Source organism: Solibacillus sp. FSL W8-0474 (genome assembly GCF_038004065.1).
GTDB classification, from domain to species: domain Bacteria; phylum Bacillota; class Bacilli; order Bacillales_A; family Planococcaceae; genus Solibacillus; species Solibacillus faecavium.
The window spans coordinates 539916-553294 of record NZ_JBBOQJ010000001.1; the positions used below are offsets into that span (position 1 = coordinate 539916).

17 protein-coding genes and 1 riboswitch are annotated in these 13379 nt (G+C 36.3%); of the genes, 15 read left to right on the plus strand and 2 right to left on the minus strand.

Going from position 1 to position 13379, the window contains the following annotated elements; genetic code table 11:
- Positions 1 to 497 precede the first annotated feature (497 nt).
- The 3 genes from NYE67_RS02770 (at position 498) to NYE67_RS02780 (ending at position 1401) form a co-directional block, all read left to right on the plus strand.
- Complete coding sequence (locus tag NYE67_RS02770) at positions 498 to 740, plus strand: YjcQ family protein (protein ID WP_340729071.1); 243 nt, start codon at positions 498 to 500, stop codon at positions 738 to 740.
- A gap of 94 nt (positions 741 to 834) precedes the next feature.
- Positions 835 to 1020: a hypothetical protein gene (locus tag NYE67_RS02775; protein WP_340729072.1), complete on the plus strand. Its 186-nt coding sequence runs from the start codon at positions 835 to 837 to the stop codon at positions 1018 to 1020.
- A 78-nt stretch (positions 1021 to 1098) separates the two neighbouring features.
- Entirely contained in the window at positions 1099 to 1401 is a 303-nt protein-coding gene (locus NYE67_RS02780) for a helix-turn-helix transcriptional regulator (RefSeq protein WP_340729073.1), read from the plus strand.
- A gap of 44 nt (positions 1402 to 1445) precedes the next feature.
- Here the strand turns inward: NYE67_RS02780 and NYE67_RS02785 are convergent, their stop codons facing one another.
- Positions 1446 to 1655 carry a helix-turn-helix domain-containing protein gene (locus NYE67_RS02785; RefSeq protein WP_340729074.1) on the minus strand — a complete coding sequence of 70 codons (210 nt, stop codon included), beginning with the start codon at positions 1653 to 1655 and terminating at the stop codon, positions 1446 to 1448.
- Between the two features lie 224 nt (positions 1656 to 1879).
- On the opposite strand from NYE67_RS02785, the gene NYE67_RS02790 reads away from it, so the two are divergent.
- The 6 genes from NYE67_RS02790 (at position 1880) to NYE67_RS02815 (ending at position 4341) form a co-directional block, all read left to right on the plus strand.
- Positions 1880 to 2104, plus strand: coding sequence for a hypothetical protein (locus tag NYE67_RS02790; protein ID WP_340729075.1), 225 nt, complete (start codon positions 1880 to 1882; stop codon positions 2102 to 2104).
- A gap of 2 nt (positions 2105 to 2106) precedes the next feature.
- Positions 2107 to 2256, plus strand: coding sequence for a hypothetical protein (locus NYE67_RS02795; RefSeq protein ID WP_340729076.1), 150 nt, complete (start codon positions 2107 to 2109; stop codon positions 2254 to 2256).
- Complete coding sequence (locus tag NYE67_RS02800) at positions 2253 to 2474, plus strand: hypothetical protein (RefSeq protein WP_340729077.1); 222 nt, start codon at positions 2253 to 2255, stop codon at positions 2472 to 2474. The genes NYE67_RS02795 and NYE67_RS02800 overlap by 4 nt, the downstream gene beginning before the upstream one ends.
- Positions 2475 to 2502: 28 nt before the next feature.
- On the plus strand, positions 2503 to 2679 hold the full coding sequence (locus tag NYE67_RS02805) for a hypothetical protein (RefSeq protein WP_340729078.1): 177 nt from the start codon (positions 2503 to 2505) through the stop codon (positions 2677 to 2679).
- A 59-nt stretch (positions 2680 to 2738) separates the two neighbouring features.
- Complete coding sequence (locus NYE67_RS02810) at positions 2739 to 3086, plus strand: hypothetical protein (RefSeq protein ID WP_340729079.1); 348 nt, start codon at positions 2739 to 2741, stop codon at positions 3084 to 3086.
- Between the two features lie 1024 nt (positions 3087 to 4110).
- On the plus strand, positions 4111 to 4341 hold the full coding sequence (locus tag NYE67_RS02815; RefSeq protein WP_340729081.1) for a hypothetical protein: 231 nt from the start codon (positions 4111 to 4113) through the stop codon (positions 4339 to 4341).
- A 300-nt stretch (positions 4342 to 4641) separates the two neighbouring features.
- Here NYE67_RS02815 and NYE67_RS02820 read toward each other — a convergent pair whose 3' ends face one another.
- Entirely contained in the window at positions 4642 to 5724 is a 1083-nt protein-coding gene (locus NYE67_RS02820; RefSeq protein WP_340729082.1) for a diguanylate cyclase domain-containing protein, read from the minus strand.
- A 194-nt stretch (positions 5725 to 5918) separates the two neighbouring features.
- Between NYE67_RS02820 and NYE67_RS02825 the strand changes: the two genes are divergently transcribed.
- The 6 genes from NYE67_RS02825 (at position 5919) to NYE67_RS02850 (ending at position 13362) form a co-directional block, all read left to right on the plus strand.
- Positions 5919 to 6362: a DUF1934 domain-containing protein gene (locus NYE67_RS02825; protein ID WP_340729084.1), complete on the plus strand. Its 444-nt coding sequence runs from the start codon at positions 5919 to 5921 to the stop codon at positions 6360 to 6362.
- Positions 6359 to 8026 (plus strand): arginine--tRNA ligase, encoded by a 1668-nt coding sequence (gene argS / locus NYE67_RS02830; RefSeq protein ID WP_340729085.1) that lies wholly within the window; start codon positions 6359 to 6361, stop codon positions 8024 to 8026. The genes NYE67_RS02825 and argS overlap by 4 nt, the downstream gene beginning before the upstream one ends.
- A gap of 319 nt (positions 8027 to 8345) precedes the next feature.
- A complete protein-coding gene (locus NYE67_RS02835; RefSeq protein WP_340729086.1) occupies positions 8346 to 9515 on the plus strand; it encodes an acyl-CoA dehydrogenase family protein in 1170 nt (389 codons plus the stop codon).
- Positions 9516 to 9616: 101 nt separating this feature from the next.
- A riboswitch (cobalamin riboswitch) is annotated at positions 9617 to 9808 on the plus strand.
- A 140-nt stretch (positions 9809 to 9948) separates the two neighbouring features.
- Positions 9949 to 10905: an ABC transporter substrate-binding protein gene (locus NYE67_RS02840; RefSeq protein WP_340729087.1), complete on the plus strand. Its 957-nt coding sequence runs from the start codon at positions 9949 to 9951 to the stop codon at positions 10903 to 10905.
- The gene (locus tag NYE67_RS02845) at positions 10889 to 11896 is read left to right on the plus strand and encodes a FecCD family ABC transporter permease (protein WP_340729088.1); all 1008 of its coding nucleotides are present in this window, start codon (positions 10889 to 10891) and stop codon (positions 11894 to 11896) included. Before NYE67_RS02840 ends, NYE67_RS02845 begins: the two co-directional genes overlap by 17 nt.
- Complete coding sequence (locus tag NYE67_RS02850; RefSeq protein WP_340729089.1) at positions 11896 to 13362, plus strand: adenosylcobinamide amidohydrolase; 1467 nt, start codon at positions 11896 to 11898, stop codon at positions 13360 to 13362. The genes NYE67_RS02845 and NYE67_RS02850 overlap by 1 nt, the downstream gene beginning before the upstream one ends.
- Positions 13363 to 13379 lie beyond the last annotated feature (17 nt).

Here is a 13379-nt window from a genome sequence, read left to right on the forward strand (position 1 = left end):
AGGGAATTATTAATTTTAAGTAGTCCACTGTCATATTAAAGTACAATGGACCTGCTGTTTTTATTGTGGGCTTTAATTTTTCACTAATAACAGATCTTCAACAAACGGGCGCGTTTATAGAATAAGAATCAGTTGAAGAAGAAAAAGAAAACAGGCTCGATTCCATTTAAATTAGAACCAAGCAAAATAATTAAACCCACCAGCACTAATGTGTTGCCACATACAGTCGACACATTGTGAAGCAACATACGAAGAACGAATTCTGATTTTGGGATTCTTTTTTTATTGTTTAAAAAAGGAATAAAGAATTTCTTGTTGAAGTTATTGAAGTACCCTTTAGGTATAGTATTTAAATCACAAAGAAACATATAATTTACACAAACAAATATCATATCAAAGTCGTTGGCGATTGCTGACGGCTTTTTATTATCAAATTTGTATGATGTCCATTTGTTTCCAATTAATTTACAATTATAGATGGATAGGAGGTGAAAATAGTGGATAAAAATGAGTTAATTAAAAAGATACTTATATCATTAAATGAGAACATAGAACCGAATTTTAATGACTTAGGCGTCGACAAAGATACTTTCGGAGATACAGTCGAAATAATGCAGAATGAAGATTTAATTACCGGAGCAAATGTTCAACGTGGTGGTCAAGGAAATAAAGTAGTTCTTGTTTATTTAAAGAATGCAAAAATCCAGTTAAAAGGTTTAGATTATCTGGAAAATAACTAATACATAAAGTCGTGCCAATTGCGGTACGGCTTTTTTGAGGTGAAATAATGGTTTATATAATATAAAACCACTCTTAAAAAGTGAGGGATAATTTATGCAAAAGAATTTCTACACAGCAAAAGAAGTGCAGGAAATGTTAGGTTTCACTTCTTTAAGAACAGCGCATTTACGTATTCAATTTATGAACGAAGAGTTGAAAAGTAAAGGGTATTGGATAGAACGTGGAAAGATACCAATTGCTTTCTTCCACGAAAAATATCCTTATATCGAAAGGAAGTAAATTTAAAACGCTCTCAACTGTTTAAATGCAGCTGGGAGCATTTTTTGTATAATAATAGCAAAAGGGAGGGGAATAAAGATGGATGGTAATACTAAAATTGAGATTAATTTTAATTCAGACGGATGTGAAATTTTAGTAGATGGGGTTACATATATAAAAAAACCGGAGATACGAACAGAGGATAATCCGAGTAATTTGTACGTTGCTAGACGAGAGAGAAGGTTAAAACAAGGAGATGTTGCGAAAAAAATAATGGTTCACAGTGGATCGTACGGGAGGAAGGAAAGAGGGGAACAAGATTTTACATTAAATGAGGCTTTTATTCTTTCTGATTACTTCAATATATCAATAGAAGATCTTTTTGGCTATTTAAGAAAATAAAGTTTAACGCTCCCTTGAATTTATAACTTGGGAGCGTTTTTGTTTTATTCTTCAATTTTACTATGTTGGATAATATCCTCAATTTCACAATTTAAATAGCTACACAATTTATCTAATACAGCCATTGAAACATATTCACCTTTAGTTAATTTCGCCATTGTAGCAGAAGATAATTGCAGTTCTTTCTTTAAATCCTCGCGAGTTACCTCTTTATCAATCATGGTTTTAAATAGCGGTTTATACTCAAAAGTCATTATTACTTCCTTCCTTCCTTCCTTCCTTTCTTTTTCTTTATTATAACACTGATGTTTAGAAATCTAAACTTTTTATTTAAATATGTTGACATTTAGTTCAAGGGAGTTTATTCTATATTTAGAAAGTTAAACAAATAGTTTAGTTTTGCGAATAACCATCAAAGGTTAACGGTGAATGAACAAGAAATAAACCGTACATCTAAAAGTAGAAGGGAGTGAGTGGTATGAAGAAATCTGAAATCCTAATGGCGAAGCATGACAAACATAGTGCCTACTACGATGCAAAGAAAGAGCAGTATTTACAAATGGAAAAAGATTCACGTTCACTTAAACGTTTAGGGCGATTGATGGACCTTAACGGTATGTTAATGGAACTTTCAGTACTTATAAACGACGCGCTATTAGGTGAGTTAGTAGAATATCAAAATATAACAGTAACGGAGGAATGAGCATGTCAGAACAAGAATTTCAAAAGGATTTAATCGAAACAATCATAAAATTTATGTTTATGTTATCGAAACAAGATGATGAAAAACGTAAAGAAACAATCGAGTTTTTTGAGAAGGAATCAGGCACTAAATTATTGGGGGAATATAAATGAAGCAACTTCCCAGTGTTGAAGCTAAAAAGATAGCCTACGACTTACAAAAAGGCTACATGCAGTTACTTACACATCAGATAAAGAAAGCTGCTCGTTCTGTAGATGATATTTTCTTTGTGGAAGGTGACGAAGAGAGCGAGGAAGTACGCCCCTATTTTTACGGATCTATTTCATTTATTGTAGCGGTTGTTTTATTCGTTTATGTAACAATCATTTAAAAATAACAATTAGAAAAGGGGAAAAGAAATGCAACAACCTGTACAAGATGTTGACCAATTTTTATTTGAAATAGTTAAGGATATGAATTTGGATATTTACAGTTTTTATAAAATACGCGATATGGTTTATCGAATATTGAGCCTAAGCGAAGACGATCGCGAAGAATTGTACAAAGAATTGGAGCTATTAATGGAGGCTTCTTAAAGGAAATAAATAAAGAGACACTTAAAAAATCATATATTAATAGAAATGAGGAATGAAAAATGCAACAAACTATTCATCAAATTAAGGGATTAGTACAGGATATTGAAAATAGTTCATACGAATTGAATGTACAAATTATCCAGCTGGATGCAGTGCAAGATGCAGTAGCGCAATTAATGGATCGTATCGATGAAATTAAAAATAATGGGTGGAATCAAGAAAAAGGTATGGCGTGTATGGCAATAGGAGAAATTGAACGAACAGTAAGATTAATTGATATGGCATTCCTTCCATTAAAGAGGGAGATGGATAAGACGGTCAAAGAATTAGATACTTCTTCTAAAAAGGCTTACAAATTATTTAAAGAAGAAAATGAAAAAGCCGATGCGCCAACATCAGCTAAGTAATAAAATATACGTAATATAGTTTAGCACATTCGGAGTGGTCGCAAAAGGTAGCATATCTGGTGACTGCTCTTAATTTATAAGAAGATTAAAAAGCACTCATATTGGGCGCTTTTTTTTGTGAGCAGGAATATAGTAACATCCAGGGGTTACTTTTATTAGTGACTATTAAAGGTTCTAATAGAAATAATAACAGATAATATACTCTGTTTAACTAAACTAATCCCTTGTGGCAGCTAAGGTACTAATGGTGATCACTATTAGTAACTATTAGCGGTTACAATGACAAAATAAAAGCTCAGCTAGGTTTTAAAATAAATGTAACGGATTTGCACATTGGGTAAGTATTAATATCCTGATCGCTTTTTTGAGAAGCAATTGAAGACATATTTCGCTATACGTTGGCTCAGTTATACTTTTGACCCCGGAGGTTTATTGAATTTAAATAAAGAAAAGTGCAAATTCAGTAGATACTTGCACAGAAAAAGCACAACCCAATTGAGTGGAATTGAATACGGTATAAAATATTCTTTGAGTCTCTATGTGAAAGTCAGTCATTGATGAAGTGGCAATTTTTGCATCGGACTTTTAGTTGGTTAGAATATATTGTTCCAATTTTAGCATGTGTTTTGCCGCTTTATAAAGCTTGGTATTAAAGGGTTTTCGCATTATAGGTATATGCAGTCGGGTCACATAGACAATAGTGTATATTTAAATGCACCTAAATGTACACCATTGTCGAATGAAATGTACCGAATTTAAATTAATAGGTATGTATAAACCCTCATTTTAATGGATTTTCCTCTTTGATTCAAAATCGTACTTATTTCCTGAAAAGAGCAACTACCACTCTTTTTTTAAGATATTTTTATAAAAAAGGGTAAGGAAAAAACATAATGCATATAAAATCTATTCCAGCAAATCTGTTTTCGTATTTCCGACATTTCAAACTCTGTCTGCAAGATGAAAAATTATGAATTACACTAGCATCATAGTAATCAAATATGTATTTAAAGGAGTGCTTGAAATGAAAGTTGAAATCAGCAAAAAATTAACTATTGAAGAATTAGATGCATTAGGGAACGTAAACGATTTAGTGAAAGAGGTCTTGTTTGAAGCATTAGCACTTAATAAAAAGGTAGTTATTTTAGGAGATCAACCAGCATGGAATTTAACTTTGGATACAGAAAACCTTGTGAAAAAAATATTAGAAGTAGCGTTTCTACATGATACGTTAACGGAGTCAATGGTGCATTAAATAATGAAAAAAGGCAAGCTGTCTACGGTTAACGCAGAAGTTGCCTTTTTTTCATTCCTATAAACATGCCTACCAAGCGTAGAATTTATTTCTTCAGTTGCCCCAATGTTGTCCCACTTGAAAGTAATTACATGCACTCTAATGCATACTCGGAAAAATCGAAATATCGAAGAAATATTGATAAACCGCTATTTCTAAACATTTTAATTCCCTTAATGCAAGCACTCCACTTTAGGCTGGGTGAAATAAAAAGAAAAATAAAGCGGGCGACAGAATTTCTGTCGCTCGCTTTTTAAGCATTTACTTTAAGTTGTTTGCATGAAAGTAGCCTGATGTTAGATTCGATTTGGCATGTTGAGAAGCTCTAATTAAATTTTCAATCATACTATGTGAATTTGGACCATTATCCGGATAAGAGCTTAATCCAATCGTAACGGATATATAAATTTCCTCTTTACCTATTTCATTAAAAGGCTGTTGGGCTATAGTCTTTATTAAATTATCCGCCTCAAAAATCGCTAGAGCTGGAGGGATATCCCTCAAAATAATGGCAAACTCCTCGCCACCTAACCGGCCAACAAATGCATCATTTTTAGCTGCATACTCTTGTAAATGAAAAGCCAACTGCTTAATGATTAAATCGCCTGTTGAAAATCCGTATCGGGAATTAATCATTTTAAAATCCCGAATATCTACCAATAATAAACTGAAAACACCGTTTTTCTTAACAAGTTGTTGAAGACACTTCTCTAATTCTGCTGTATTAGGCAACTGTGTTAAATAATCAATTTTTCGCAAATAAGTAGTTTCCTGTACAGTATCATTTGTACGTTTCACCTGATGAATAACAATGTAAATAAAATAAAATGCGAAAACTGTAAATAAACCATATACCAGGAGGAATGCGTATGCATTACTGCTAAAGCAAAGACCTATAAATGAAATCAAAATCGTTTCAATCAAACAAAGCCAAAAATAAATGAAAACGGTTTTAGTAGTCATTTCATATTTTCGTGTAAGGAGAAACAGGAACAATACTAGCAAAATAAAATTATAGTTAAATATTGATGAAACCATCGTTCCTTCTGAAAAGAAAAAGCGACCAATCCCTATAATAAGTCCGCTAATTAATATCGCAAATGGTCCGCCTAATAAACCACTGAACAGAACGGATATGAACTGGGAATTTACCAATACACCGTCAACTAAATGAATTGCGGAATAGGTTAAAATTAGCCCTGTCACACCGAATTTTATACCTGTTACAAAAGGGATGGAGCGGTCCATAAGTGGCGTAATTTTAAAGTGATTGATAAATGGCCAGTAAATTAATAGGGTAAACGTAAATAATATACAAAAATAAGACAATATTTCTATAAACATAATTAACTCCTTTATAAAATAATCATTACTCTTTTCTACCCAAAATACTATAAAAATGATTTAAATAACGGAAAAACACTCAAAACTAGATGATAAAAGTACTAAGGTAAAGTTTAAGTTCGATGTTGCTTAAAGAGAGGAACTTATCCTATAATAAAAAGGTTATAGAAATATATGCATAGGAGCTGACTGCTGTGGCGAACGAGAATGGGAAAACAGTCAAAATTAAGCTAATTTCCTCCATCATTCCTACCGAGGGCGAGCTTGAAAAATACGAAATGTGGCTGGAAGGCAACTGTGTAGAAAAAGGCGCAAATCATTATTTACGCTATGAAGAAATTCAGGAAGAGACACGAATTCAAACGACGATAAAGCTAGATGAAGCGAAAGCCTTTATAATGCGAAGCGGTGGAGTCAACATGCGTCTCCCTTTAAATCCGGGCTTACGGGAAAATGGACATTATGAAAGTCCATTCGGATCATTGCCAATCGTTACCGATACACATCAGTTAGCCATTGAAGTAACACAAAGCGAAAAAGTATCAGGGCGTTTTAAAACGCAATATGATCTTATAATAGGCGGCAATTCTGTCGGACAATACACATTGGAAATTCAATTTACGGAGGTATATTCATGAATGCAGTAGAACAATTACAGCAATCGATTAAAGACGCTTTAAAAGCGGCGATCAATCAGGCAGGCTTAGTCGAAGCTGGCACAGAACTAAATATTCACCTGGAAACACCAAAAGAGAAAGCAAACGGTGATTTTGCTACAAACGTAGCGATGCAATTAACTAAATTGGCGAAAAAGCCACCGCGTGCCATTGCAGAAAGCATCTTAGAGAATGTAAAAACAGAAGGGACAGATATCGAAAAAATCGAAATCGCAGGTCCTGGCTTCCTAAACATTACAGTTCGTAAAGACTTTTTAGCAGGTGTAGTAAAAGCAGCATTCGAACAAGGTGAAAATTACGGTCGTTCTACTGCAGGTGCTGGTGAAAAAGTACAAGTCGAGTTCGTATCAGCGAACCCAACAGGTGACTTACACTTAGGACATGCCCGCGGTGCTTCTGTAGGGGACTCTTTATGTAACGTAATGGATTTTGCCGGTTTTGATGTATCTCGTGAGTACTACATTAATGACGCAGGTAATCAAATTAACAATTTAGCGTACTCATTGGAGGCACGTTATAAACAAGCATTAGGCATGGATGCCGAGATGCCGGAAGATGGCTACCACGGTCCAGACATTATCAGTATTGCAGGCAAGTTAGCTGAAGAATTTGGTGCTTCAATTTTGGATAAAACAGAAGAAGAACGCTTCAAATTTTTCCGTGAGCACGGTTTAAAATTAGAATTAGCAAAACTACAAAACGATCTTAAAAACTTCCGTGTTGAATTTGATGTTTGGTATTCTGAAACTTCATTATATGAAAACGGCAAAATTGATGTTGCATTAGAGAAATTAAAATCAAATGGCCATGTATTTGATGAAGATGGAGCAACTTGGTTCCGTTCAACTACATTTGGCGATGACAAAGACCGCGTATTAATTAAAAACGACGGTTCATTCACATATTTAACACCAGATATTGCTTACCATGAAGATAAATTACGTCGCGGATTTGATAAATTAATCAATATTTGGGGTGCCGATCACCACGGTTATATCCCACGTATGAAAGCAGCGATTGAAGCACTAGGCTATGAGCGTGAAACATTGGAAGTCGAAGTAATTCAAATGGTTCAGCTATACAAGAACGGTGAGAAATTCAAAATGAGTAAGCGTACAGGTAATGCCGTTACAATGCGTGAGTTAGTGGAAGAAGTAGGTCTGGATGCAGTACGTTATTTCTTTGTAAAAACTGCAGGGGATTCACATATGGACTTCGATCTAGACTTAGCAGTATCACAATCAAATGAAAACCCAGTATATTATGCACAGTATGCGCATGCACGTATTTCATCAATTTTACGTGCAGCAAGCGAGCAAGGTTTTGAGGCATCATTGGAAAACCTGAACTTACTAGTAGCAGAAAAAGAAGAAGATGTTCTGAAAAAGGTTGGCGCATTCCCACAAATCGTGGCAGATGCAGCGAAACACCGCACACCGCACCGTATCGCAAACTATATCCAAGACTTAGCAGCAGCATTCCACAGCTTCTACAATGCAGAAAAAGTATTAAATCAAGACAATAAAGAGCTAACTCAAGCTCGTTTAGCGTTAATTACAGCAGTAAAAACAACATTGGCAAATGCGTTGAAATTAATCGGCGTAAGTGCACCTGAGAAAATGTAATCCAAAATTTCACGACACTCTATTTTCTATTAACGGAAAATAGGGTGTTTTTTTTCGAAATGCGATGTTTCTACTTTTTAACTGAGCCTTTCTACCTTTTGTTGTAAAGGTTCTCCTTTTGGATCGTAACGTTCTACATTAGCGTGAATATTTTCTCCCGCCACCGTTCCACTTTAAATTGGAAATTACCCCCTTATTTATTAAGTGAATGAATCCCTACAAAGAAACTAGGGATATCTATTGACTTGTAAATTTCTGAAACGTACTATTAATTTGAAGAAATAACTACGTAAGACAACAGACGAGGGTGGTGCTTTTCATGAGCAAGGAATTATTTATTGAAACGGACGAGCAGCGACAATGGTTGGAAAAGCTCGAAACAATTTCAGAGAGTATAAAACAATTGGCTCAACAAACAGATGAGCAAGCGACATTTCCATTTGAAAATTTCCAAAAGCTACGCAAAATTGGCTATACAAAAATAACGTTGCCAAAGGAATACGGAGGAGATGGCTTCACCGTATATGATGCGCTTTTACTACATGAAACATTGGCAAGCTATTGCGGAAGTACGGGGTTGGCAGTTTCGTGGACAATTCAAAATGTAGGCGAGATTTTTGAAAACCGTTACTGGAATCCTCAAAAGCTTGATTGGTTTGGTGGAGAAATTGCAAATGGTGCGACAGTAAATCGTGCAGTAAGTGAGTTTGCGATGGGAAGTCCAGTGCGTGGTGGGCGTCCGGCGACTTCCGCAAAACGTGATGGCGAACATTATATAATTAACGGGCGTAAAAACTATACGAGCGGTGCACCGGATCTCGATTATTTTTTAGTATCTGCATGGATTGAAGATGAGGATCAGTTAGGGTTTTTCCTTGTTCCGAAAACAGCTGAAGGAGTATCGGTCGAAAACACGTGGGATGTGGCATCAATGCGCGGTACGGGAAGCGATGATTTAGTGCTCGTCAATGTACGCATTGATCAGACGAACTTAGTGGAAATCCCAAACTATACAACAGGCTTTAAGTTGAACGGCTGGTTACTGCTTATCCCGGCGACTTATTTAGGGATTGCACAGGCAGCACGTGATTATGCGGTTGATTTTGCGAATAGCCATTCACCAAATAGTATTCAAGGGACCATTGCACAATTGCCGAATGTTCAAACGCTCATCGGAGAAATGGATTTAGCATTAACAAAAGCTCGTTTTACTATTTATGGAGTAGCAAGACTGTATAATGACCCGACGAAGAAGGCGACCTTAGTTAACGAAATCAATATTGCTAAACATGTTGTGACAAATACAGCGATTGAAGTCGTTGATAAAGCGATGCGTTTAGTTGGCGCAAAGAGCCTTCAACGTTCCAACCCACTTCAACGCTATTACCGTGATGTACGTGCAGGCTTACACAATCCACCAATGGATGACATTACAATTAAGCGTTTAGCAGAGACAGCAATTGAAAAGAATTTAAAAACAAAAGAATGAACTGTTATTTAATACGCAGAAACTGAATTATAAACAAATTATCTGAAACTTTGGTAATTTTGCATACAATTAATGAAATATCCGCTATAATAATATTATTAATTAAATATTACTATAAAGGTTCTTACTATATCTAATTAAAGTAAGAAGTAAAAGGGAAATCGGTTCAAATCCGATGCGGTCCCGCCACTGTAATTGCTAGTTTTGAGCTATATGCCACTGAAATTTTCGGGAAGGCAGCTCATAAACGTTAATGCATAAGCCAGGAGACCTGCCTTTATAATGCCCGATTAATGCCTACGCGGATAGGATGTGGTAAATGAATTTTTTATTTGAATTTATTTGCTTTCATAAAGCTTCCTAGTTTGTAGGAGGCTTTTTATTTTTGTTTAAAATTACAGGTTAGAACAATTTTAGGAGGAATTAATTACATATGAAAACTTGGCAACGACTTTCTTCAACAGGAATTATCTCCATTATGCTCCTTGCAGGGTGTGGGGTTGAAGAAACAGCAGTAGAAAAAGATACAGCTCAACAATCGATAGAAACTGTTGAGGAACAAGCACAGTTCCCTATAACGGTAACGGATGCTTTAAACAAAGAAGTGACAGTGGAAAAAGCTCCTGAACGCATTATTTCCCTTATTCCATCCAATACAGAAATATTATTTGGCTTAGGCTTAAATGAACAAATTATTGGGGTATCTGACAATGATAATTACCCGGAAGAAGTTCAGACAAAAGAAAAAGTTGGTGGGATGGAATTTAACTTGGAACAATTGATTGCATTGCAGCCAGATCTAGTAGTAGCCCATGAATCAGGTCTTTATAGCTTTAACGAAGAAGGGATTGCGCAACTTGAATCAGTTGGCATTCCTGTATTTGTAGTGAAAAATACTACAACATTTGAAGAAACATATACGACTATTGAACAAATTGGGCAATTAACAGGGAAAACCGCTGAGGCAACAGAGATGATTGCATCCATTCAAAAAGGAATTCAAGATATTGAAGTTAAAGTGGCTGATTTAGAAGAAAAATCTGTGTTTATCGTAGTGGGCACAGAGCCGGACTTATATGCAGCAGGACAAGAAACATTTATCAATGAAATGCTAGAAGTGTTAAATGTAGAAAATGCAGTACAAGAGCTTGGATGGCCGATGTATAGCTCTGAGCAATTTGTTGAAAGTAATCCGGACGAAGTTATTGTAACGTATGAAAACGACTATGATAGCATCGTAAATAACTCTGCCTATACCGAAATGGATGCAATTAAAAATGGCAATGTTCATGTCGTAGATGGGGATACGACGAGTCGCCAAGGTCCACGTATTGTAGAAGGTATTGAATCACTAGGTGAGGCAATTTATCCAGATGTATTTAAAGAATAGAAAATATATATATGCTTATGTTATTTCAATTGCATTGCTTCTTTGCAGCATGTGGATCGGAGTATCATTTGGAACGGTTAATATCCCCATTTCGACATTATGGGATAAAATGACAGATCCGATAGCGTACAGTATACTGTGGAAAATTCGGATGCCACGCGTAATTTTAGCCGCAATCGTTGGTGCATCACTGGCGATTGCAGGGGCGGCTTTCCAGGGGCTATTAAAAAACCCATTGGCCGATCCTTATACGCTAGGGATTTCATCAGGAGCATCAGTCGGAGCCGTTATGACAATTTTCTTAGGCATCTCGATTCCGTTTCTTGGTGCATTTACATTACCTGTATTCAGCATGGCAGGTGCCGCATGTACAATGGTCATTGTATTATCTTTTGCTCGACTTGTGGATCGTTCTATGAAAATGGAAACGTTAATCTTAACAGGAATTATATTCAGCTCGTTTTTAGGTTCATGTATCTCATTAATGGTTGCTTTAACGGGGGAAGAGCTTAGAGCGATTATTGGTTGGCTGCTTGGCAGTGTATCGATGCGCGGCTGGTCATATGTAAATATGATTTTGCCATTCATGATTATCGGTACGAGTATGATATGGTTCAATCGCCGTGAGCTGAATGCAATGATATACGGAGAGGAACGTGCTCAATACTTAGGGGTAAATGTGAAGCGCAGTAAATATATGATTTTAGCAGGTGGCTCAATCTTAACAGGGTCGGCTGTAGCTGCATCCGGTACGATTGGTTTTGTCGGATTAGTTGTCCCGCACATGATTCGTCTATTAGTTGGAGCCGATCATCGACATTTACTGACATTATCCTTTTTAAATGGTGCAAGTCTACTCGTCATTTGCGATTTAGTATCACGGACCATCATCTCACCTGTAGAACTCCCAATTGGCGTAATTACTTCGTTTATTGGTGCACCGGTATTTGCCTATATTTTCTTTAAGCAACGTAGAAAGGTTGTTGCCTAGTGTTAAAAGTGAACGAATTGTCAGGTGGTTATGACGGAAAACAGATTGTGAAAAATATGACGTTTCACGTGGAAAAAGGTAAAATCCTCGGGATTCTTGGTCCAAACGGTAGTGGAAAATCGACATTATTAAAAATGATCAGTGGCGTTTTAAAACCTACTCAGGGGGAAATCCTGATTGATGATCGCCCGATTAATAGCTACGATATTAAACAGTTGGCAAAAAAGATGGCTGTTCTTCCTCAATTAAACGCGAGTGTATTTACGAACAGTGTATATGACGCAGTTTCATTGGGCAGATATCCACATCAAAGTGGCTTTTTTTCCACATGGTCAAAGGAAGATGAAAACCTTGTAAACCGTGCAATGGAAAGCACCGGGGTTTCGCATTACAGAAATCGACATCTGGAGTTTCTTTCCGGCGGTGAGCAACAGCGTGTGTTTATTGCACAGGCACTAGCTCAGGATTCGGAGTTGCTTCTTTTGGATGAGCCGACAAATCATTTGGACATTGCCCACCAGAAGCAAATTTTAGATATGATTCGAATGCAAGTCGAACTTAATGGATTAACGGTTGTATCAATTTTTCATGATATTAATTTGGCGTCACTATATTGTGATGAACTGCTTTTAATTGAAAATGGGGAAATACGTGCTTTTGGGGAGCCACATGAAGTCATCATGCAAGATCAAATTGCTGATGTCTACCAGGCGCGTGTGGTAACTTATCCACATCCTGAACTGCCAAAGCCACAAATAACAATGATGCCAACGAATGAATTAGAACAAAAACAGTCGATTATAAATAAAAATAATTTCAAAATAACAGATGAATATGTTAAGTACATTTCTCCATCCCCATTAAAAGTTATTTCTTCGGCAGTACATAATGCGGGAATAGGCTGGTATGATACATTTTTAAACCGGGCGATTGCTCCGGAATATGATATATACAATGTAAAAGAAGAAACAGAGCAATTTTTACAACATAATCACTTTTCACCAACAAATACGGTCGTTATGTTAACAGCTGTGAAAACGAAGTGTGCTGCCATTCAGCATTTTTCAAAAGATGAAGTTGAAATTAGTGTTATGGTAACAGCAGGGGTAGGAAATGGTGTTGATGTCACAAAAGCTTATTTACGCGAGGACGAGCCACATATCGGGACTATTAATACATGGGTCTTCATTAATGGTAAACTAACGGATGAAGCATTTATCCAAGCTATGATTACGGCAACTGAAGCGAAAACAAAAGCCTTGGCAGACCAACAAATTAAAGACACTTTAACAAACACAACGGCAACTAGTACCGCAACGGACAGCTTATTAATCGCCGCGACACAGCAAGGTGAAGAAATGCCGTATGCAGGACCCGTTACTGAAGTCGGAAAATTAATCGGTAGAGCCGTTTTTGAAGTTACCGTATCCGCAATAAAAAAGTATAAAGAGCATACAATTCTTTAATGCAATGCTAAATTGAA

Excerpts from the sequence above, each read along its gene's own strand:
- NYE67_RS02835 (WP_340729086.1), top strand. The coding sequence starts at position 8,346 with ATGAGCAAGGAATTATTTATTGAAACGGACGAGCAGCGACAATGGTTG.
- NYE67_RS02780 (WP_340729073.1), top strand. The coding sequence starts at position 1,099 with ATGGATGGTAATACTAAAATTGAGATTAATTTTAATTCAGACGGATGT.
- NYE67_RS02775 (WP_340729072.1), top strand. The coding sequence starts at position 835 with ATGCAAAAGAATTTCTACACAGCAAAAGAAGTGCAGGAAATGTTAGGT.
- NYE67_RS02805 (WP_340729078.1), top strand. The coding sequence starts at position 2,503 with ATGCAACAACCTGTACAAGATGTTGACCAATTTTTATTTGAAATAGTT.
- NYE67_RS02840 (WP_340729087.1), top strand. The coding sequence starts at position 9,949 with ATGAAAACTTGGCAACGACTTTCTTCAACAGGAATTATCTCCATTATG.
- NYE67_RS02795 (WP_340729076.1), top strand. The coding sequence starts at position 2,107 with ATGTCAGAACAAGAATTTCAAAAGGATTTAATCGAAACAATCATAAAA.
- NYE67_RS02820 (WP_340729082.1), bottom strand. The coding sequence starts at position 5,724 with ATGTTTATAGAAATATTGTCTTATTTTTGTATATTATTTACGTTTACC.
- NYE67_RS02845 (WP_340729088.1), top strand. The coding sequence starts at position 10,889 with ATGTATTTAAAGAATAGAAAATATATATATGCTTATGTTATTTCAATT.
- NYE67_RS02815 (WP_340729081.1), top strand. The coding sequence starts at position 4,111 with ATGAAAGTTGAAATCAGCAAAAAATTAACTATTGAAGAATTAGATGCA.
- NYE67_RS02810 (WP_340729079.1), top strand. The coding sequence starts at position 2,739 with ATGCAACAAACTATTCATCAAATTAAGGGATTAGTACAGGATATTGAA.
- NYE67_RS02785 (WP_340729074.1), bottom strand. The coding sequence starts at position 1,655 with ATGACTTTTGAGTATAAACCGCTATTTAAAACCATGATTGATAAAGAG.
- NYE67_RS02800 (WP_340729077.1), top strand. The coding sequence starts at position 2,253 with ATGAAGCAACTTCCCAGTGTTGAAGCTAAAAAGATAGCCTACGACTTA.
- NYE67_RS02790 (WP_340729075.1), top strand. The coding sequence starts at position 1,880 with ATGAAGAAATCTGAAATCCTAATGGCGAAGCATGACAAACATAGTGCC.
- argS (WP_340729085.1), top strand. The coding sequence starts at position 6,359 with ATGAATGCAGTAGAACAATTACAGCAATCGATTAAAGACGCTTTAAAA.